Origin of the sequence: Micromonospora sp. NPDC049559 (assembly GCF_040676675.1) — a bacterium.
Lineage (GTDB): Bacteria > Actinomycetota > Actinomycetes > Mycobacteriales > Micromonosporaceae > JBFAPK01.
The window spans coordinates 134,777-153,574 of sequence record NZ_JBFAPK010000003.1; the positions used below are offsets into that span (position 1 = coordinate 134,777).

Below are 18,798 nucleotides of genomic sequence, written 5' to 3' on the forward strand. Positions count from 1 at the left end.
GGGTACCGAGCGGCATGGGTAAGCAGAAGAGCAAGGGCCAGGAACGCGGGGCCGCCGAGGAGCAGAGCGACGTGCCGATGACGCAGACCGAGATGCGGGCCAACGAGCGCCCGCCGAGCGACCCGGGGGCGCGGACCGAGACCGTCGACGACGCCTCCGGCGTGGCCGGCGGCGCGTCCGGCAGCAGCGGCGGCGGGGCGAGCACTCCCGGCCACCCGGACAGCCGCTCCTGAACCCGGGCCGACGGCGGCATACCCGACCTCGGTGGGTGGAGCGACGTCGGCGGCCCGACGCCGAAGCGTCGGGCCGCCGGGCCGGGTCGGTGCGGGTCGGTACGCCTTCGTGCGGGTCAGTACGCCGAGGCGCGCACCGCGAAGACCGAGCGGCTGCCGGCGTACTCGGTCAGCGACCAGAGCTGGTCCTTGGCCTTCCAGTAGGAGAGGTCCTCCGGGCCGATCGGCAGGGTGTCGGTGTGCATCACCACCGAGCCGCCCGGGGTGTAGGTGGCCAGGTCACCCTTGTTGCCCGAGCCGTCGCTGGTGGAGAGGTAGAACTTGCCGTTGATGGCCGTACCGCCCTGCATGCTGGTGACCGAGAGGTCGTACGCCTCGGTGCCGTGCACGTAGCCGTCGTCGGAGGCGGTCAGCATGCGGGTGGTGTAGTCGATCGGGAAGCGGACGACCCGGGTGCCGGTGCCCGGGTTGGCGTACTCGCCGACGATGACGCTGTCCGGGGTGCTGGTGCGGTCCAGGGCCGCGAACGAGAACGTCAGGTTCGCGTAGCCGCCGGTGGTGGAGCGGGCGTACGAGAGCGCCTGGGGCAGCACGTACTTGTAGCCGTACGCCTGGTAGCTGCCGTCGCTCTGCAGGCCGATCACGTCGCCGTTGCTGGTGCTGGTCTGCCAGATGTGGCGCATGTCGAAGACCCGGAAGCCGGCGCTGGTCGAGGCGACGTAGAGGTAGTAGCCGTACCAGAACATGCCACCGGCGTGCAGGTTGATCGGCCGGAACGAGACCTTGCCGTCGCTGCGGGTGTACGGCTCCACCAGCAGCACGTGCCGGTAGGTCGGGGCGGACGGCGTCGAGTAGTCCACGAAGGAGACGCGTACCCCGCGGTCGATGCCGTCGGAGCCGTCGTCGTACCAGCTCACCAGGAGCGCGGTGGCCCCCTCGTACGTGCCGGCGTCGTACGCGTCGGCCGTGCTGGTGATCGCCTGCGGGATCCAGTACGTCACGTTGTTGTCGCCGCTGTTCCAGCAGAACGACGCGACGCGGTTCGAGGCGCTCGGCGAGCAGGCGGTGGCGACGCGGTTCCCGTCGGCCACCACGGCCGGAACTGTGACGTTGGGCAGCGCCGCGTCGAGGTCGTCGATCAGCGACGAGTACGAGCTGGCCTGGAGTCGGAAGTTCGCAGCCGTGAGGGTCGCCGCCGCGGCGGCCATCGGGGCCGGGTCCACCGCTTCGCCCGCCCCGGTGGCCTCGTCGACGCCGACGGAGGGGCCGGCCGTGGACGGGGCGGGCCGCGCCCAGGCCGGACCGGCGGCCGCGCCGAGCAGGGTGACCGCCAGCGCGGAGATGAGTAGTGCCCGTGGTGCCACGGATCCTCCCTAGGACGAGTGGGATCAACTCGATCACTGGGACGATCGGCCCGGCAGGCAGGCATGTCAATGCGGCGTGCAAAAATTTTTCGCAAAGCTTAGAAGAAAGGTCACCTTCTTCCAATCCCCGGCGGTCGCGCGCGGTACGGCCGCCGCCACCGCTCAGCCGGACCGGCCGGGCACACCGCACGCGCGCGCCGCCTCAGCGGGCCCGGCGCTCCGGGTGCGCCCGGTTCCAGACCCGCATCCGCTCCGGGTAGCCCACCCGGGCCGCCTCGTAGAGCGGCACCGCGCGGCGGGTGGCGATCCGGTACGCCACCTGCGGGGAGCCGGTACGGCGCCGGATCCACTCGCCGTCGTGCGCGATGGCGACGACCGTGGTGTCGGTGGCCGTCGTCTCCGGTTCGAGGTACAGCTCGACGCCGCGCCGGCTCGCGATGAACGCCTCCAGCCCCGCCAGGTCCTCGGCGGTCGCCTCGCGATCCAGTTTCGTCGGGGTGCCGGAGTTGGCGGCCCGCGACCGCCCGAACAGTTGGGCGGCCCGGGGCCGCCGGAAGCGCCAGCCCATGATCCTTCTTTCTCCGCTGCGAGGTGCTGCCCGGTACGAGAAGGGCGCCCGGCGAGAAGGGTGGGCTCGCCGGACGCCGTTGCATCCATTGGAGCACCGCCGGCTGGGAGGAAGCTGGGCGGCGAGTGCGAAGAAGTTGTGCGGGCATGATCCCGGCAAACGGGAAGGCCGGCCCTAATCCGCCTGTACGCCGTGCAACGCCTCGGTGAGCCGGTCGGCGGCCCCCTCGGGCAATTCCCCGTTGTCGTCCAGCGCCCGGTTGACCTCGCGCCGGAGCACCTCGCTGAAGAGGGAGTAGTGCCGGGTGTCCGGACGGAGCCGGGCCTGTTCGATCGCCTCGAGCAGGATCTCCGCGTACTGGTAGTTCTTGATCACCTCGCGGTCCCGGTAGACGATCTCGCGGGTCGCCGCGAAACCGCCGCGCTCGAAGAGGATCTGCTGGCTGCGTGGGCTGGTGAGGAACTCGATCAGCTTCTGGGCGGCGCGGGGATGCTTGGAACCGGCCGCGATGGCGAGGTTCTGTCCACCGAGGACGCTGCCGCCCGGCAGCGGGGCGATGCCGAAGTCCAGCGGCTTCGGCGAGTCGCCCCGGACCAGGTTCAGGTACGCCACCGGCCAGTTCCGCATGAAGATCACCTTGCCGTCGCGGAACGCCTGCGTCGCCTCGGTCTCCATGAAGCCGCGCGACGCCGGCAGGACGAGCGGGTACGGCCGCTGGCGCAGCCCGGTGGCCAGCCGCTTCAGCGCCGCCCTCCCCTGCGGTTCGTCGATCACCACCCGGCCGTCCCGGACCACCTCGCCACCGGCGGCCCAGACCGCCTCGAAGACGTTCACCGACTCGCCCTCGTAGTCCCCCAGCTGGCCGGTGTAGCCGGCCTCCAGGGTGCCCCGCCGGGCCGGGTCGCCGAGCACGCCGCGCGCGGCGTCGTCGACCGCCTGCCAGCTCGACAGGTCCGGGTCGTCGTCGGGAACGTCCGGCTTGTCGCCGAGCAGGTCACGGCGGTAGTAGAGCAGGCCCGCGTCGGTGTTGAACGGCAGGCCCCACAGCTTGCCGTCCCGCTCGCAGGTGGCCAACGGCTGCCTCAGGAACCCGTCGAGGTCGAGGCCGTCGCGCGTCAGCGGCCGCAGGTAGCCGGACTCGGCGAACTCGGCCATCCACGTGACGTCCAGGTTGTAGATGTCGACGCCCGCGCCGCCGGCCTGCGCCCGGCCGAGCATGCCCGCCCGGATCTGGTCCGCGCCGCCCCTGATCGGCTGGATCTCCGCGCTCATCCGGTCCCCGTACAGGGCGTTCCACTGCCGGATCAGCTCGTCGCGCTGGCCGCCGAAGCCGTCGTCGACCCCGCTGGAGATGACCAGGTGGATCTTGCCTGGCTCCACGCCGTCGGGCGCCGGCCGGGGCAGCAGCGTACCGGCCAGGAGCGTGAGCACCACCCCGAGCGCGGTACCGGCGACCAGGCCGGCGAGCCCGCGCCGGCGGCGTATCAGGGCCCCGGCCGGTCCGATCGCGTTCGCGGCCCACCTCGGTGCTCTCATCGCGCTCCGCCTCCTCCCCACAGCACGCCGAAAAGCTCGTTCAACCGGCGGTCCAGGCTGGCGAAGCCGGTCTCGTAGCAGGCGCCGCCGCTGACCGTGACGGCCTCCCGGAGCGGACCCGCCGCGCAGCTCGCCTCCCCCACCGCCAGCACGAAGACGCGCACCCCGCCGGCCTCGGCCCGCGCCACCAACTGCTCCCCGCTGACGCCGCTGCCCTCGTCGACCCCGTCGGTCAGCACCACCAGGGCGGAGAGGTGCCGGTCGTCCGCCGGCTCCACCGCGCCGATCCCGTCCACCACCGCGCGGTAGAGCGGGGTCCCCCCGTCCGGCCGCACCCCCGCCAACGCGGCCTCGACCGGCCGGGGCAGCGCGCCGGCCGGTACCGGCTCGGCCGGCGCGATCGGCAGCAGCCGTCGCGGCGTCCGGGTCGGTCCCTGGAACGTCCAGAGGCCGAACTCGTCCTGGCCGCCCAGCCCGCGCACGATCGTCGCGACCCCCCGCTTGGCGACGTCGATCCGGGTCAGCCCCTCGGCGGCCGGTTGCCGCATCGATCCCGAGGCGTCCAGCAGCACCAGCACCCGCCCGCTGCGCTGCGCGCTCCGTTGCAGCTCACGCGCGGCGTCCAGCGCCGCCGGGGCCGGCGTGAGGTCGGGGTAGCGCACCCCCGGCTGGACCCCGAAACGGTCGCCGATCGGATCCGCCGCCGGCCGGTCCCGCGGACGCAGCCCCAGCTCGTTGAGGCTGCGCTTGCCCGGATCCGTCCGCAACCAGCGGCGGAACTCCCCGACCCGCCCGGCCTGGTCGGTCGAGCGGTCCGCCCAGACCGGCTCGACCAGCGGGTGGTCGAGGCTGAGCGTGTCGATCGGGTAGACCGCGTACAGCTTCCGGTCGGGCGCGGCCTCCGGACCGGGCGGGCAGGCGGGGCCCAGCGACCAGCCCGCGTTGAAGCGGATGAGCTGCTCCTCGGTGACGACCAGGGCGCCGTCGGGCGGCCGGCCCGCTCCCCGCCCCTCGCGCTGGCGCTGGCGGCAGAGCAGCTCGACGGCGTCGCCGAGGGGGTAGCCGCCGGCGTCCAGGCCGCGCGCCACCTGCCCCTCGATCAGCCGGGCCCGCGCGGGAGTGACCAGGTTGTACTGCGGCCCCGGACCGGCCAGCCGCTGCGCCAGGCCGCCGCCGCTGGCGTACATCGCGACGGTGGCGTACTCGCCGGTGGTCGACCGCACCGGGTCGGGGCGGGCCACCTCCCAGCCGCGCCCCGCCAGCTCGGCCAGGGCGTCCGCCCAGGTCAGGGCCGCCCGCCGGGCGCGCAACTCCTCGGGTACGGCCTCGGCCGGCAGCGCCAGCACGATCGGGGTGCTCGCGAGCGAGACGGTCGAGACGCCGGTGAGCGGGGCCTGTGGACTGTCGATGGTGTAGCGGGACGAGCCGGGCAGCCAGAGGTCGGGGCGGGGCCCGAACTCGGCCAGGGCGTTGGCCTGCCAGCCGCTGGCGAGCGCCTCGCGGGCGGAGTCGGCCGGCGCGGCGTAGACGTACAGCTCGACGGTGGGGCAGCCGTACCGCCCGGCCGCGGTGGCCCGCTCGTACGTCTCGGCCAGCCGCCGGGTCGGCTCCAACTCCTCCGGGGTGGTGAGCACCCGCAGGCTGGTGGGGGCCGCGCAGCCGAAGACGCGGACGCTGCCCCACTCGGTAAGCCGGGCCCCGCCGGTCACCAACGACCGGCCGAAGCTCGCCGCGAGCAGCACCGCGACGACGATCAGCAGCAGCCGGCGCAGCCGCAGCGGACGCGACGGGCGCAGGCGGTGCAGCGCCCGGGCCAGCCGGACCCGGACGTAGTCACTGGCCTGCGTGTGTGGCGCGACGCCGCCGAGCAGCGCGGCGACGGCGAGCAGCAGCCACTGGAACGGGTTCTCCGGCCAGCCGGTGGAGAGCGCGCCGACGGTGACCGCCACCGCTCCGGTGAGGCTGCGCAGCAGCTCCTGCCAGAGGGGACCGTCGGCCTCGGGACTGGGCGGGGAGCCGGTCGCCGGCGACGCGGCCGACGGCGACGCGGCCGGCGCGGCATGTGGCGGCGCGGCATGTGGCGGCGCGGTGCGTGGCGGCGTGCGGGCCGGCCTGCGGTCCGGCGGGGTGACCGCGTCGGGCGGCGGCTCTACATCGGACACCGCCCGGACCCCCTCCCGCCGCTCGGACCCGCCCCGCGTCGTCGGCGCGTACCGCGGGCCGGACCGGACCCGGGTCCACACCATAAACCCGTGACCCCGCCCCGGGTGGGGTCACATGACGAGGGTGTTACATAACCGTACGTCAGGGGCGGCGACCGGTATGCGTACGGTGTGCGGGACCGATCTCGCGACGCATCGATACGGTGACGGTCCGTACTGTTGCAACTCGTTAACAATAATCAGTGGCCTGCGCTCACGGGCGATCGGAGCGGCTTTCCTGGCACCCGCGCTGACTGTAAGTTAGCGGCGATGGCAGAGACCTGCCGCGCGCCGCGCCTTCGAGTCCCGTTGCCGGGACGATGTGACGGAAGAACACACCCCCCACGACCGTCCCGAGTACACACCACGTCGGTTGCGCGGCTCATCGACCTGCTGCACGTCCGCACCGCGTAGCAGCACGGGTTGGGGCCGGCACCGGGCAACCCGGTGCCGGCTGCCAGCCCTTACCCACAGGCGGCGGTCAGCCCGCCGCGGCCCGGAAGACCGGGTAGTAGCCGCCGGAGTGCCCGGCCGCGAACGGGTGGTACGAGACGCCCAGCTCGGCGAAGTTCAGCGCGTGCAGCCACTTGTCGCCGCTGCAGAGCTGGTGCCCGACGAAGTTCGCCCGCACGTCGCCGAAGACGAAGCCGTGCCGGGCGGCCGCCGCCTTGGTGACCTCGTCAAGCAGGTTGATGCCCTCGTCGATCTTCGCGCGCGAGGTCTCGCTGAGACCGACGCAGAGCGGCACGTTGAGCTGGTAGAAGACGGGATATCCCAGGACGACGACCCGCGCCCCCGGCGCCCGCGACCGGATGCCGTTGTAGACGTTGTCCAGCAGCCCCGGCAGCTGGCTCCGCACCTTGTTCTCGGCCGCCTGCACGGCCGCGACGCACTCCGTCGTCCCGTACAGGACGCAGGTGGTCATGATGCTGGAGAAGCCGATGTCGTTGCCGCCCACCGTGATGCTGACCAGGGTGGTGCTGGAGTTCAACGCCGCGAGCTGGCTGTTGATCACGCTCGTGGTGGTGGCACCGGAGCAGGCCACCGAGACGTAGGAGGCCGGCGCGTTGGCGGCGGCCCAGAGCGCCGGGTAGGCGTTCGTGCTGCGCTGGCAGGAGCCGCTTTCGCTGGTGTAGCTGCCCGCCCCGACGCCGGAGGCGTACGAGTCGCCGAGGGCGACGTAGCGGACGGTGGACGCGGCCTGGGCCGGGGGTGCCAGCGCGAACGCGACGCCCAGGGTCGCGGTCAGGCTGACGATGAGCGTTGCGAGGCGGGGTCTCCGCATGTCGCCCTCCGGGGGTCGAGGGATGATCGGAGACGTATAGATATCATTTGATGGAGTGGCAGGGAATACCCGGAAGTAACTTAGTGCCGAAGATCCGGAAAATAGCTACCGGTCAGCCGCGCCGAGGGGACAGCCGCAGCTCGCGTCCGGGCCAGCGGGACCGCAGCCAGCGGTCGTGGCTGGCGACCGCGATCGCGCCGGGTCCCGTGGCCAGCGCCTCCTCCAGCTCGTCGCAGAGCCGCGGCGAGAGGTGGTTGGTCGGCTCGTCGAGCAACAGCAGCTGGGGCGGGTCGGCCACCAGCAGCGCCAGGGCGAGCCGGCGCCGCTGGCCGACCGAGAGCTGGCCGACCGGCCGGTCCAGGTCCGCGGGGCCGAGCAGCCCGAGCGATAGCAGCGGTACGGACTCGGCACGCTCGGCACCGAGCGCCGCCTCGTAGGTCTCCCGCGCGGTACGGCCCGGCCGGTCGAAGACGGTGTCCTGGGCGAGCAGGCCGACGCGCAGTCCGCGGCGGCGGCGCAGCTCGCCGGTGGCCGCCAGCCGGCCGGCCAGCACTGCGAGCAGCGTCGACTTCCCCGCCCCGTTCGGCCCGGTGACCAGTAGCCGGTCGGTGGCCGGCACGTCCAGCCGGTCGAGCGCGAGCCGGCCGGGTACGCGGACGTCCCGCAGGGACACCAGGATCCCGTCCGTGGCGGCGCCGGCCAGCGTGGTGACCCGGAACCGGAGCGGCTCCGGCGGCTGGTCGACCTGCTCGCGTTCCAGTTCGTCGAGACGGCGGGCGGCGTTGCGCACCCGCCGCGAGATCTGGTTCTGCACCCGCCCGGCGGTGTGGCCGTAGCCCATCTTCTCGTTGTCGCGCCGGACCCGCCCCGGTGCGACCTCGTGCGCGGTCACCTCGACCCAGCGGCGCAGTTCGGCGAGTTCCTCCTGCTCCTCGGTGAAGCGGCGCCGCCAGCGGTCCCGCTCCGCCCGCTTCGCGGCCTGGTAGTCGGTGTAGTTGCCGCCGTAGCGGGTCGGGCCGTTCAGGGCGGGATCGAGGTCGATCAGGTCGGTGCAGACCGCGTCGAGGAACGCCCGGTCGTGGCTCGCCACCACCACGACCCCGGGCAGGCCCCGCAGCTGCTCCTCCAGGAAGGCCGCGGCGTCGTCGTCGAGGTGGTTGGTGGGCTCGTCGAGCAGCAGCGCCGTGGGCCGCCGTACCAGCAGGGCGGCCAACGCGACCCGCCCGCGCTGCCCGCCGGAGAGCGACGCGAGCGTCCGCTCGCGGGAAAGCGCCCCGAGGCCGAGACCGGCCAGCGTCATCTCGGCCCGCCGGTCGGCGTCCCAGGCGTCGCCGGCCTGCGCGCGGTCGAGCCGATCGCCGTACGCGACGAGCAGGTCGGCGTACTCCGGCGCGTCCTGCGGGGTGTCGGCCAGCGCACCGCCGAGCCGGTCCAGCTCGGCGAGATCCGCACGGGCCTCGCGCAGCGCGTCGTCGAGCACGGCGGAGATCGTGGCGGCCGGGTCGAAGGGCATCTCCTGGTGCAGGAAACCCAGTTCCGGTGGGCGGACGACGGTACCGGCGTCGGGCTCGTCCGCCCCGGCGAGCAGCCGCAGCAGGGTGGACTTGCCGGTGCCGTTCTCGCCGATCAGCCCGATCCGCTGGCCGGGTGCGGCGGTGAGGGAGACCCCGTCGAGCACCCGGCGGGTACCGAGCGTGCGGACCAGGTCGTGGGCGAGCAGGGCAGAGTGGGACATGCGTCGGACACCGTCATCGGAAGCGTCGGAGACCCGGCCGGCCGGTGCGGCCGTTCGGGCGCGGGGAAGGGGTCAGCGGATCACCGGGGCCGCCCCGGCCGCGGGCTGGACGACCCGCGGCCGGGCGCCCCGGGACGAGTCAGTCGACGTCCGGGGGACCGGTCTCGACGAGGCGTCCCTCGGCGAGCCGCAACCAACGATTGACGTTGATCTCCGCGAGGAACCGCTCGTCGTGGCTGACCACCAGCAGCGCGCCCTCGTAGGCGCCCAGCGCGCTCTCCAACTGACCGACGCTGACCAGGTCGAGGTTGTTGGTCGGCTCGTCGAGCAGCAGCAGTTGCGGCGCCGGCTCGGCGCCCAGGACGCAGGCCAGGGTGGCGCGCAGGCGTTCGCCGCCGGAGAGCACCCCGACCGGCAGGTGGGCCCGGGGGCCGCGGAACAGGAAGCGGGCGAGCAGGTTCATCCGCTCCGCGTCCGGGGTCTGCGGCGCGAACCCGGCCAGGTTCTCCGCCACGGTACGGTCCGGGTCCAACAGGTCCAGCCGCTGGGACAGGTACGCGATCCGGCCGTCGGCCCGCTTGATCTGGCCGCCCTCGGGCTCCAGGTCGCCGTTGATCAGGCGCAGCAGGGTGGACTTGCCGGCGCCGTTGGGGCCGAGCAGGGCGATCCGCTCCGGCCCCCGGATCGTCAGGTCGACGCCGTCAGCGGCGAACAGGGACCGCTCGCCATAACGGACCTGCATCCGTTCACCGGCCAGGAGCGTGCGTCCGGCCGGTACGTTGGTGCCGGGCAGCACCAGCGAGATCTTCTGGTCGTTGCGCAGCGCGCGCCCCGCCTCGTCGAGCCGGGCCTTGGCCTCGTTGACCCGGGAGGAGTGCAGCTCGTTCGCCCTGCCCGCGGACTCCTGGGCGTCCCGCTTCATGGTGCCGGCGAAGATCTTCGGCAGGCCGGCGTTCTTGAGGTTGCGGGAGGCGTTGCTGGCCCGGCGCGCCGCCCGCTCGCGGGCCTCCTGCAGCTCCCGCTTCTCCCGCTTGAGCTCCTGCTCGGCGTTGCGGACGTTCTTCTCCGCCACCTCCTGCGCGGCGCGCACGGCTACCTCGTACTCGGTGAAGTTCCCGCCGTAGAACCGCAGCTCGCCACGGTCGAGTTCGGCGATGCGGTCCATCCGGTCGAGCAGCGCCCGGTCGTGGCTGACCAGCAGCAGGCAGCCGTTCCACTGCTCCAGCACGTCGTAGAGCTGGTGCCGGGCCTCGAGGTCGAGATTGTTGGTCGGCTCGTCCAGCAGTAGCACGTCAGGCCGCTTCAACAGCTGCGCCGCCAGCCCGAGGGAGACGACCTGGCCACCGCTGAGGGTGCCCAGGCGCTGGTCGAAGGCGAGGTCGCCGAGGCCGAGCCGGTCCAGCTGGGCGCGGGTCCGCTCCTCGATGTCCCAGTCGTTGCCGATTGTGGTGAAGTGCTCCTCGCTGGCGTCTCCGGACTCGATCGCGTGCAGCGCCCCGAGCAGCGGAGCGATCTCCAGAACCTCGGCCACGGTCAGCTCGCCGACCAGCGGCAGGCTCTGCGGGAGGTAGCCGAGCACCCCCTCGACCGCGACGGACCCGGCGGTGGGCCGGTACTCGCCGGCGATCAGCCTGAGCAGGGTGCTCTTGCCGGCACCGTTCGGCGCGACCAGGCCGGTACGGCCGCCACCGACCGTGAAGGACAGGTTCTGGAAGACCGGGGTGTCATCCGGCCAGGAGAAGGTCAGGTTCGAGCAGACGATGAAGGAATCGGACATCGGGAAACAACCTCGGAGGTGAGGGCAGGCGGAGCCAAGCCGCCCGACAGGGGACATGGTCTCGAAGCAACGACGGAACGACCACGGCAACGGCGCTCACAGGCGCGGCCGATGGCCGATCACATGTCCGGTCTCACCCGGAGATGTCGTCGTCCCCCACCATGTCTCGTCTCCCATGTTCGTCTGATCGTCCAGGTTCAGATCAGTCGCGGTCTACCGTAGCACCCGCGGCACGCGGTGGACGGGAAAGCCGCCGGCAGGCCGTCGGCACAGCACGGCCCGCCGTGGTACGGCCCTCCGTGGTACAGCCCCTGGCGTCGGTCGCCCCCCGCGGCGGGCGAGCCGACGGCCCTCACCGGCGCCGGTGAGGGCCGCCCCCGGCCAGCCCAGCCATCACTCCGGCGACGACGTGGGCGGTTGCCCGTCGGCGGGGTACCACCGCAGCTCGACGGTGTTGCCGTCCGGGTCCCGCACGTAGAGGGAGACGGCCTCACCCCGGGCCCCGTACCGGCCCACCGGTCCTTCGAGGACGATGAAGACGCCGGAGGCGATCACCTCGTGCCAGTCCAGCGGGTCGACCACCAGGCAGAGGTGGTCGACGTTCGACTCGCCCCGGTCGCGCCGGACCAGGTCGATGATGGTGTCCGGGGTGACGCGGACCGAGGGGAACCCGATCCGCCCGTCCCGCCACTCGTCGACCCGTACCGGTGCGAGGCCGAGCAGCCCGCAGTAGAAGGCCAGCGATCGCTCGACGTCCGCCACGTTCAGCACCAGATGGTCGAATTCCCGTACCCGCACGGCGCTCACTCCGCCTCCTCCAGGGTGCGAGCCTGGCGCGGCCAGTCGCCGGAGAGCGGCGCGTCGATGCCTGTCGTCCTCATGTCTTCCCCTGTCGTGACGCTCGTGGCCCGAGCCGGCGGGACCAACGCGCGAGGCGCCCGCCCCGCCGCTCCAGGTCCGCCGGGTCGTCCCGGTGACGCCCTCCACGATTCGCGAACCGGCGACGGCGACCAAGCCATGATCGGACTACGATCGTTGACCCAGATTCAACGAAGGAGCGGCGGGATGCTGGAACGGCACGAGATCGAGACGTTCCTGACGCTCGCCGACGAGCTGCACTTCGGCCGTACCGCCGAACGCCTGCGGGTGACCACCGGCCGGGTCAGCCACGTCGTACGGAAGCTGGAGCGGCGGATCGGCGCACCGCTCTTCGAACGCACCAGCCGGGTCGTCCGCATCACCCCGATCGGCCGGCAACTGGCCGACGACCTGGCCCCGCTCGTCGCGGGGATGGACGCCGCCCTGCGCCGGGCGATCGACTCCGGCCGCGGCGTGACCGGCCAACTGCGGGTGGCGTTCCTCGGCGAGTACCTCGCGCCGGTGCTGCTCAGGGCGGTCAAGCTCTTCACCGAGCGGTATCCCGACTGCGAGGTCGACGTGCGCGAGGTGCAGCTCTACAACTCGCGGGCCAGCCTGCTGGACGGCTCGGTCGACGTGCTCGTCGCCGCGTACCCCTTCGACGGCATGGCCCGTGGACCCGCGCTGATGGTGGAGCGGCGGGTACTGGCCGTGGCCGCCACGCACCCGCTGGCCGGCCGGGAGTCGGTGTCGCTGGAGGTGCTCGCCGACCACCCGGTCGTCCAGTACCCGGCGGTGACCTCGACCGAGTTCAAGCGCGACCGTACGCCCGAGTGGACGCCGTCCGGCCGCCCCGTCCCGCCGGGGCCGTGCGGCAACACGTTCTCCGAGATGCTCTCCCTCGTCGCGCTGGGCCGGGGCGTGCTGCCGGTCGGCGAGCAGACCCAGCGCTACCACCCCCGCCCCGATATCGTCTACGTGCCGATCCACGACGCACCGCCGATCGAGCGGGGACCGGTCTGGCTGGAGGCGAACACGACCGCCCGGGTACGGGAGTTCGTCCGGGCCGCCACGGACGCCAATCCGGTCGGCTCCGCCGGCGCCTGACTCCGGGTGCCCGAGCACGGGCGCGCAGGTGCGGGTGCCCGAGCACGGTGCCCGGCGGCCCGGGGCCGCGGGCTCGACCGGGCGGCCGGTCCGTGGCGGGTGCCCGCATGGCGACCGGGTGGCGTTCTGGAAGGACGTCGAGGTCCTCGACTAGCGATTGAGCTGCTCATATGCCGGCGGGCCGGCTGGCATCGGGGCCGGTGGGTCGGTCACTATGCCTAGGTGTCCGAGTACGACCACCCGCCCCGCCCCTCCGGTGGCGGCACGCTCTACGGCAGGCCGGCCCGCTTCCGGCGGCCGAGGCTGCCCCAGGACCGGCTGATCCTCGCCGCCACCGCGGTCGGGGCGGTGGGCCTGCTGCTCGGTGCCCTTCTCGCCACCGGGATCTTCGCGGCCGGCGGCGGGCACCGGCAGGCCCTGCGGTCGGTGGGCGGGCCGGGCGGCGGCGCGTCGAGCACCGGGGCGGGCGCCGCGGCGGGCGCGCCCAGCGTCGACCCGAGTCCCAGCGTCGACCCGAGTTCGACCGCCACCCCGAGTCCCAGCGCGGTGACCGCCACGCCGGCCGCCACCGCGCCACCGGCCGGCGCGAGCGTCCGCATCTTCCGGTCGGTGCTCTCGACCCTCTGCCTCGCCGGCCCGGCCGTGCCGGACCCGACCGGTACGGCGGTGCGGCAGCTCCCCTGCGCCGGCGGTGCCGAGCAGCAGTGGCTGGTCGCCCCAATCGGCGGGGGCGCGGTGACGCTGAGCACGGCGGCGGGCGGTCAGTGCCTCGACGTCGAGAACGCCAGCCGCGACGACGGGGCGGGCGTGCGGCAGGCGTCCTGCACGGGCGCGCCGAGCCAGCGGTGGCGGCTGGCCGACGACGGTACCGGCCCGGTCCTGCTGGTCAACGTCAACAGTCAGCGCTGCGTCGACGTACCGGACACCACCGCCGGCGCGACGCTCGCGCAGTACCCCTGCACCGGCGCGCCGGGCCAGCGGTGGGGCGGGGCGTGAGCGGCCCGTGATACCGCCCGGCCGCCGGCCCACCGGGTTCACTCGCTGGGGCGTAGCCGCCACGGGCCGGCCAGCACCGGCGCCGGCCGGAACTCCGGCGCGGCCGCCGAGCGGCGCTTGATCAGCAACGACAGCACCGCCGCACCGATCGCGAGCCCGCCCGCGACGTACCAGGCCAGGGTGTAGGTGCCGAGTTGGTCGCGGACCAGGCCCGCCGCGGTCGCCGCGATCGCCGCACCGATCTGGTGTGCGGCGAAGACCCAGCCGAAGACGATCGGCCCGCTGGCACCGAAGTGCTCCCGGCAGAGCGCCACCGTCGGCGGCACGGTCGCGACCCAGTCGAGACCGTAGAAGACGATGAAGACGAGCATGCTCGGGTGCGTGGCGCCGGCGAAGAGGCTCGGCAGGACCAGCAGCGACAGGCCACGCAGCGCGTAGTAGGAGCCGAGCAGCACCCGGCTGTCGACCCGGTCGGTCAGCCAGCCGGAGGCGATGGTACCGACGATGTCGAAGAGGCCGACGAGGGCGAGCAGGCTCGCGGCGGTCGTCTCCGCCATCCCGTGGTCGTGGGCGGCCGGGATGAAGTGGGTCCCCACCAGCCCGTTGGTGGTCGCCCCGCAGATCGCGAAGCCGGCGGCCAGCAGCCAGAACGGCCGGGTACGGGCCGCCGCGGCGAGCGCGCCGAGCGCCCGGGAGGCCGCGCCGCCGGCCGGCGGGGCCGGCGGTACCACCTCGGTCCCGCCGTACGCCGGCAGGCCCAGGTCGGCCGGGTGCTCCCGGAGCAGCCAGCCGACCAGCGGCACCACCACCAGTGCGGCGCCCGCCACGATCAACGCCGCGGTCCGCCAGCCGCGGTCGGCCACGACCGTGGCGAGCAGCGGCAGGAAGACCAGCTGTCCGGCGGCGCCCCCGGCGGTGAGCACCCCGGTGACCAGTCCCCGGCGGTGGACGAACCAGCGCCCGGTGACCGTGGCCACGAAGGCGAGCGCCATCGAGCCGGTACCGAGCCCCACGAGCACGCCCCAACAGAGGATGAGCTGCCAGCTGGCGGTCATGAAGACCGTCAGGCCGCTGCCGGCGGCGACCAGCACCAGGGCGGCCGACACGACGCGGCGGATGCCGAACCGGTCCATCAGGGCCGCGGCGAAGGGGGCGGTGACCCCGTACAGGAGCAGGTTGACCGAGACCGCGGCGGAGATCTCCGCCAGCGGCCAGCGGAACTCCTCGTGCAGCGGGTGCAGCAGGACCGACGGGGTGGCACGGAACCCGGCGGCGCCGACCAGCGCGATGAACGCGACGAACGCGACGACCCAGGCCGGGTGCAGGCGATTTCGACTCACGCACTGAAGTGTCGGCGAGACCCGTGACACCGACGAGTGGCCGAAGAGCCATGATACGCAAGAATTGGGCCATGCAACCGTACCGGCACCGGATCGCCGTACTCGCCCTCGACGACGTGGTCGGCCTGGACCTGGGCACCCCGGCGCAGATCTTCGGCACCGCCCGGGACGCCTCCGGGGCCCGCCTCTACCGGATCGACACCTGCTCCCCCGGTCGCCGCCCGGTCCGCAGCACGGCCGGTTTCCAGGTGCTGCCAGATTACGGGTTGGAACTGCTCGACGAGGCGGACAGCATCGTGGTGGCGGGCATCCACCGGGGCAGCGCGCTCACCGAGGGGACGCTGGAGGCGCCGGTCGCGCACGCGCTGCGCCGGGCGTACGAGCGGGGCGCGCGGGTGATGTCGATCTGTACGGGCGCGTTCGTGCTCGCCGCGGCGGGGCTGCTCGACGGCCGGCCGGCGACCACCCACTGGGCGCACGCCGACCGGTTCCGCGACCTCTACCCGCAGGTCCGGCTCGACCCCGACGTGCTCTTCATCGACGACGGCCAGGTGCTCACCTCGGCCGGGGTGGTCGCCGGGGTCGACCTCTGCCTGCACGTGGTCCGGGTCGACCACGGCAGCGACGTGGCCAACCGGGCGGCCCGACGCTGCGTGGTGCCGCCGTGGCGCGACGGCGGCCAGGCGCAGTACATCGAGCGGCCGGTGCCCCCGCAGTCCGGCGCCGGCACGGCGGCGACCCGGGAGTGGGTACGCGAGCGGCTGCACGAGCCGCCGACGCTGCGCCAGATGGCGGAGCACGCCAACATGAGCGTGCGTACCTTCACCCGGCGGTTCCGGGAGGAGACCGGGATCAGCCCGGCCCGCTGGCTGCTGCGGCAGCGTACGGACCACGCGCGGCTGCTGCTGGAGACGACGGATCTCACCGTCGACCAGGTCGCCCGGCGGGCCGGCTTCGGCACCGCGGCGGCCCTGCGCCAGCAGCTGAACCAGAGCATCGGGGTGGCGCCGAGCACCTACCGCCGCACCTTCCGACCGCCGGCCGCCTCCACCCCGCCCCCACTCCCCGCGATCTAGGGCATATCGTCGTTGTTTGATCTCCAATCACGACGATATGCCCTAGATCGACGGGGTGGGGTGGGTCAGGCCGGGTCGAGGCGGTCCAGCGGGAGGCGCAGCACCAGCCCGTCGGTGACCGAGGCGTTGCCGAGCCGGATCTGGTCCAGCTCGGCGGTGGAGAGCGCCCGGCGGAAGATCCGTACCTCGTCGAGCGCGCCGGCCAGCCGGTCGACCCCGTCCGGCCGCTGCCCGAGGTAGAGGCCGAGGACGCCCGCGGCGTGCCCGCCCGTGAGCGAGCCGGCCGGCGCGGCGGCGGTACCGACCCGCTCGCCGTCGACCAGCAGGCGCAGTTCGCCGCCGGCCCGCTGGAAGGCGACGTGGTGCCAGGCGCCGTCCGCGTACCCGGAGGTGGATCCGGCGAGGCCGCTGGCCGTCTCCGTCTCGGCCCAGCCGAGCACCCGGTTCTCGGCCGGGTGGGCGCGCAGCCAGAGCTGCGCGGTGTCGGTGCCGAGGCCGTACGCCCAGAGCAGGGTGTGCCGCCCGGTACCGCCGGAGTAGCGCAGCCAGGCGCTGACCGTGAAGTCCCCGGCGCCCAGGTCGAGCGAGGAGCTGAACGGCAGCTGCACGTGGTCGTCCGCGCCGTCGAGGGCGAGCGCGCTGCCGTACCGCCCCGACGTGAGCGCGGCGCCGCCCCGGACGAACGCGGTGTTGCCGGCCCCGGAGGTGTCCGGCGTGCTCGGTCCGGCGGCGACGAACGGCAGCCGCAGCACCGCGCCCGGCACGTCGATCGCGTTGGCGCCGCGGATCGCGCCGATCTCGGTGCCGCTCAGCGCCCGCTTGTAGAGGCGTACCTCGTCGAGCTGGCCCTTGAACCGGTTGGCGCCGTCGAGCCGCTGCCCGGCGTACATCCGGAACGGCCGGCCGGGGCTGATCGTGCCGGTGGGGGCGGCGGCGCTGGCCACCACCGCGCCGTCGACCCAGAGCCGCAGCTGCCCCGCCGCCCGCTGGAGGGCGACGTGGTGCCAGGCGTTGTCGTTGTACGCCTTGGTGCTGGCGACCACCGCGCTGGTGCCGCCGCTCTGGATCAGACCCCGGATCCGGCTGCTGCCCGGCTCGGCGCGCAGCCAGAACTGCGAGTGGTCGTCCTGGCCGTACCCCCAGAAGATGGCCTGGTCGGCGGTGCTGGCGCCGTACCGGATCCAGGCCATCGCGGTGAAGTCGCTGGTGCCGATCGCCAGCGACTCGGAGAAGGGCAGGTGGAGGTAGTCGTCGGCGCCGTCCAGGGTCACCGCCTCGTCGAACCGTCCCGCCGTACCGAGGGCGGCGCCGCCGCGCAGGTACGCGTCGTTGCCGGCACCCGAGAGGTCCGGGGTGGCGGTGCCGGAGTACGTGTCGGGGAGCCCGAGGTCGCTCTCCGTGAACCGGGTGAAGCGGATCTCGTCGCGGGCGTCGCCGCTCTCCGGCCCGCCCTCGTAGAGCGCGGCGATCTCCCCGGTGGCGAGTTCGACCAGGTCGGAGTAGCCGGAGCGGTCGGAGGCGATCCGCTTGGGCGTGGTGCCGGTCCAGGTCCGGCCCTCGTCGTACGACGACCAGATGGTCAGGTACTTGCGCAGGCTCGGGTCGGCGGGCGAGGCGAGGAGCACCCGGTTGTACCGGTCGCCCCGGTCGGCGGCGCGCAGCCGCAGCGTGGAGCCCTGCACCTCGGGGGTGCTCGCCACGTCGGCGACGCCCGCGAACGGCGCGTCGAAGCTGGCCCCGCCGTCGGTGCTCACCGCGAAGGCCCGCTTCGCCCCGGTGGCGCCGTTGTTGTCGCGGGCGGCGGCGTAGATGCCGCCGTCGGTGCGCTCGAAGAGGGAGAGTTCCTGCGGTACGAGGCTGGTGTCGGTCCGGATGTCGGTGGCACCCCGGACCCAGGTGTCGCCGCCGTCGTCGCTGTAGACCAGGGCGGCGCCATTGCGGCCGTCGCCGTCGGAGAAGTTGACCCCGGCGACGAGCCGCCCGGCGTGCGGGCCGCGTTCGAGCCGGATGCCGTGGCTCGGGCCGGTGGCGTACCAGCCCCACGTCGGGTCGTCGATGGCGCTGCCGAGGCTGCGCGCGGCGCTCCAGGTCTCCCCGTTGTCGTCGCTGGTCTGCACGTACGGGGTACGCGGCCGGGTGGCGTCGCCCGGGTTGAAGGTCGACAGGAGCACCACCCGCCCGCCCTCGCCGACGATCGGTACGGGGTTGCCCCGGGTGGCCGCGGCGGTCGGGTTGCTGTCCGTGCCCTGTAGCACGATCCGCGGCGCCTGGTCGACGGGCGGGCTCCAGGTGCGGCCGTTGTCGGTGGAGCGGCGCATGACGAGGTCGATGTGGCCGGCGTCGCCGCAGTACGACACCCGCGCCTCGGCGAAGGCGAGCAGGGTGTTGGCGTTGGTGCGGACGATGGCGGGGATGCGGTAGCAGCCGTACCCGAAGGTGCCCTTGCGGAAGAGCACCTGCTGGGTGATGGCGGCCTCGGCGGGTCGCGGCGCGGCCGTGGTGGTGACGGCGCTCGCGCCGGTCAGCGCCAGCACGACCGCCGCGAGCACGGCGGTACCGCGCCGCCCGCCCCGCCCGCCCGATGCGCGGGACAAGATCATGGGGTTCTCCCCGATATGTAGGTGATTTACATTCACTCCGCCTTTGCTGAAGCTATTTGACAAAGGGATGGGCGTCAATCGCACCAATACGCCCGATCATGACGACTCGGTGAACGCAACAT

At 73.5% G+C, this 18,798-nt stretch carries 14 protein-coding genes; 4 read left to right on the top strand and 10 right to left on the bottom strand.

The genetic code is table 11. The features are described from left to right. Positions 1-14: 14 nt before the first annotated feature. Positions 15-233, top strand: a complete 219-nt coding sequence (locus tag AB0J86_RS06295) for a preprotein translocase YidC (RefSeq protein WP_363853380.1) — start codon at positions 15-17, stop codon at positions 231-233. A gap of 116 nt (positions 234-349) precedes the next feature. Here AB0J86_RS06295 and AB0J86_RS06300 read toward each other — a convergent pair whose 3' ends face one another. The 8 genes from AB0J86_RS06300 to AB0J86_RS06335 all read right to left on the bottom strand — a co-directional run bounded on the left by AB0J86_RS06300 (position 350) and on the right by AB0J86_RS06335 (position 11,506). Beyond that, positions 350-1,597: a hypothetical protein gene (locus AB0J86_RS06300; protein WP_363853383.1), complete on the bottom strand. Its 1,248-nt coding sequence runs from the start codon at positions 1,595-1,597 to the stop codon at positions 350-352. Positions 1,598-1,799: 202 nt separating this feature from the next. Continuing rightward, entirely contained in the window at positions 1,800-2,165 is a 366-nt protein-coding gene (locus AB0J86_RS06305; RefSeq protein WP_363853386.1) for a hypothetical protein, read from the bottom strand. A 174-nt stretch (positions 2,166-2,339) separates the two neighbouring features. After that, positions 2,340-3,701, bottom strand: coding sequence for an extracellular solute-binding protein (locus AB0J86_RS06310; protein ID WP_363853389.1), 1,362 nt, complete (start codon positions 3,699-3,701; stop codon positions 2,340-2,342). Further along, positions 3,698-5,863 carry a substrate-binding domain-containing protein gene (locus AB0J86_RS06315; RefSeq protein WP_363853392.1) on the bottom strand — a complete coding sequence of 722 codons (2,166 nt, stop codon included), beginning with the start codon at positions 5,861-5,863 and terminating at the stop codon, positions 3,698-3,700. The genes AB0J86_RS06310 and AB0J86_RS06315 overlap by 4 nt, the downstream gene beginning before the upstream one ends. Positions 5,864-6,383: 520 nt before the next feature. Next, positions 6,384-7,187, bottom strand: a complete 804-nt coding sequence (locus tag AB0J86_RS06320; RefSeq protein ID WP_363853393.1) for an SGNH/GDSL hydrolase family protein — start codon at positions 7,185-7,187, stop codon at positions 6,384-6,386. Positions 7,188-7,299: 112 nt separating this feature from the next. Further along, positions 7,300-8,922: an ABC-F family ATP-binding cassette domain-containing protein gene (locus AB0J86_RS06325; protein WP_363853395.1), complete on the bottom strand. Its 1,623-nt coding sequence runs from the start codon at positions 8,920-8,922 to the stop codon at positions 7,300-7,302. A 139-nt stretch (positions 8,923-9,061) separates the two neighbouring features. Continuing rightward, on the bottom strand, positions 9,062-10,699 hold the full coding sequence (gene abc-f / locus AB0J86_RS06330) for a ribosomal protection-like ABC-F family protein (protein WP_363853398.1): 1,638 nt from the start codon (positions 10,697-10,699) through the stop codon (positions 9,062-9,064). Between the two features lie 393 nt (positions 10,700-11,092). Continuing rightward, a complete protein-coding gene (locus AB0J86_RS06335) occupies positions 11,093-11,506 on the bottom strand; it encodes a VOC family protein (RefSeq protein ID WP_363853401.1) in 414 nt (137 codons plus the stop codon). A 258-nt stretch (positions 11,507-11,764) separates the two neighbouring features. Between AB0J86_RS06335 and AB0J86_RS06340 the strand changes: the two genes are divergently transcribed. Next, positions 11,765-12,664: a LysR family transcriptional regulator gene (locus tag AB0J86_RS06340; RefSeq protein ID WP_363853404.1), complete on the top strand. Its 900-nt coding sequence runs from the start codon at positions 11,765-11,767 to the stop codon at positions 12,662-12,664. A 222-nt stretch (positions 12,665-12,886) separates the two neighbouring features. Next, positions 12,887-13,660: an RICIN domain-containing protein gene (locus AB0J86_RS06345; protein ID WP_363853407.1), complete on the top strand. Its 774-nt coding sequence runs from the start codon at positions 12,887-12,889 to the stop codon at positions 13,658-13,660. Positions 13,661-13,698: 38 nt separating this feature from the next. Here the strand turns inward: AB0J86_RS06345 and AB0J86_RS06350 are convergent, their stop codons facing one another. Continuing rightward, entirely contained in the window at positions 13,699-15,000 is a 1,302-nt protein-coding gene (locus tag AB0J86_RS06350; RefSeq protein WP_363853410.1) for an MFS transporter, read from the bottom strand. Positions 15,001-15,071: 71 nt separating this feature from the next. On the opposite strand from AB0J86_RS06350, the gene AB0J86_RS06355 reads away from it, so the two are divergent. Continuing rightward, positions 15,072-16,076: a helix-turn-helix domain-containing protein gene (locus tag AB0J86_RS06355; protein ID WP_363853412.1), complete on the top strand. Its 1,005-nt coding sequence runs from the start codon at positions 15,072-15,074 to the stop codon at positions 16,074-16,076. A gap of 65 nt (positions 16,077-16,141) precedes the next feature. Here the strand turns inward: AB0J86_RS06355 and AB0J86_RS06360 are convergent, their stop codons facing one another. Then, the gene (locus tag AB0J86_RS06360) at positions 16,142-18,676 is read right to left on the bottom strand and encodes a sialidase family protein (protein ID WP_363853413.1); all 2,535 of its coding nucleotides are present in this window, start codon (positions 18,674-18,676) and stop codon (positions 16,142-16,144) included. Positions 18,677-18,798: the final 122 nt, after the last annotated feature.

What these genes read in the sequence shown, in the direction of transcription:
- AB0J86_RS06320 (WP_363853393.1), bottom strand. Translation starts at nt 7,187, where the DNA reads ATGCGGAGACCCCGCCTCGCAACGCTCATCGTCAGCCTGACCGCGACC.
- AB0J86_RS06325 (WP_363853395.1), bottom strand. Translation starts at nt 8,922, where the DNA reads ATGTCCCACTCTGCCCTGCTCGCCCACGACCTGGTCCGCACGCTCGGT.
- AB0J86_RS06310 (WP_363853389.1), bottom strand. Translation starts at nt 3,701, where the DNA reads ATGAGAGCACCGAGGTGGGCCGCGAACGCGATCGGACCGGCCGGGGCC.
- AB0J86_RS06340 (WP_363853404.1), top strand. Translation starts at nt 11,765, where the DNA reads ATGCTGGAACGGCACGAGATCGAGACGTTCCTGACGCTCGCCGACGAG.
- AB0J86_RS06295 (WP_363853380.1), top strand. Translation starts at nt 15, where the DNA reads ATGGGTAAGCAGAAGAGCAAGGGCCAGGAACGCGGGGCCGCCGAGGAG.
- abc-f (WP_363853398.1), bottom strand. Translation starts at nt 10,699, where the DNA reads ATGTCCGATTCCTTCATCGTCTGCTCGAACCTGACCTTCTCCTGGCCG.
- AB0J86_RS06360 (WP_363853413.1), bottom strand. Translation starts at nt 18,676, where the DNA reads ATGATCTTGTCCCGCGCATCGGGCGGGCGGGGCGGGCGGCGCGGTACC.
- AB0J86_RS06305 (WP_363853386.1), bottom strand. Translation starts at nt 2,165, where the DNA reads ATGGGCTGGCGCTTCCGGCGGCCCCGGGCCGCCCAACTGTTCGGGCGG.
- AB0J86_RS06355 (WP_363853412.1), top strand. Translation starts at nt 15,072, where the DNA reads ATGCAACCGTACCGGCACCGGATCGCCGTACTCGCCCTCGACGACGTG.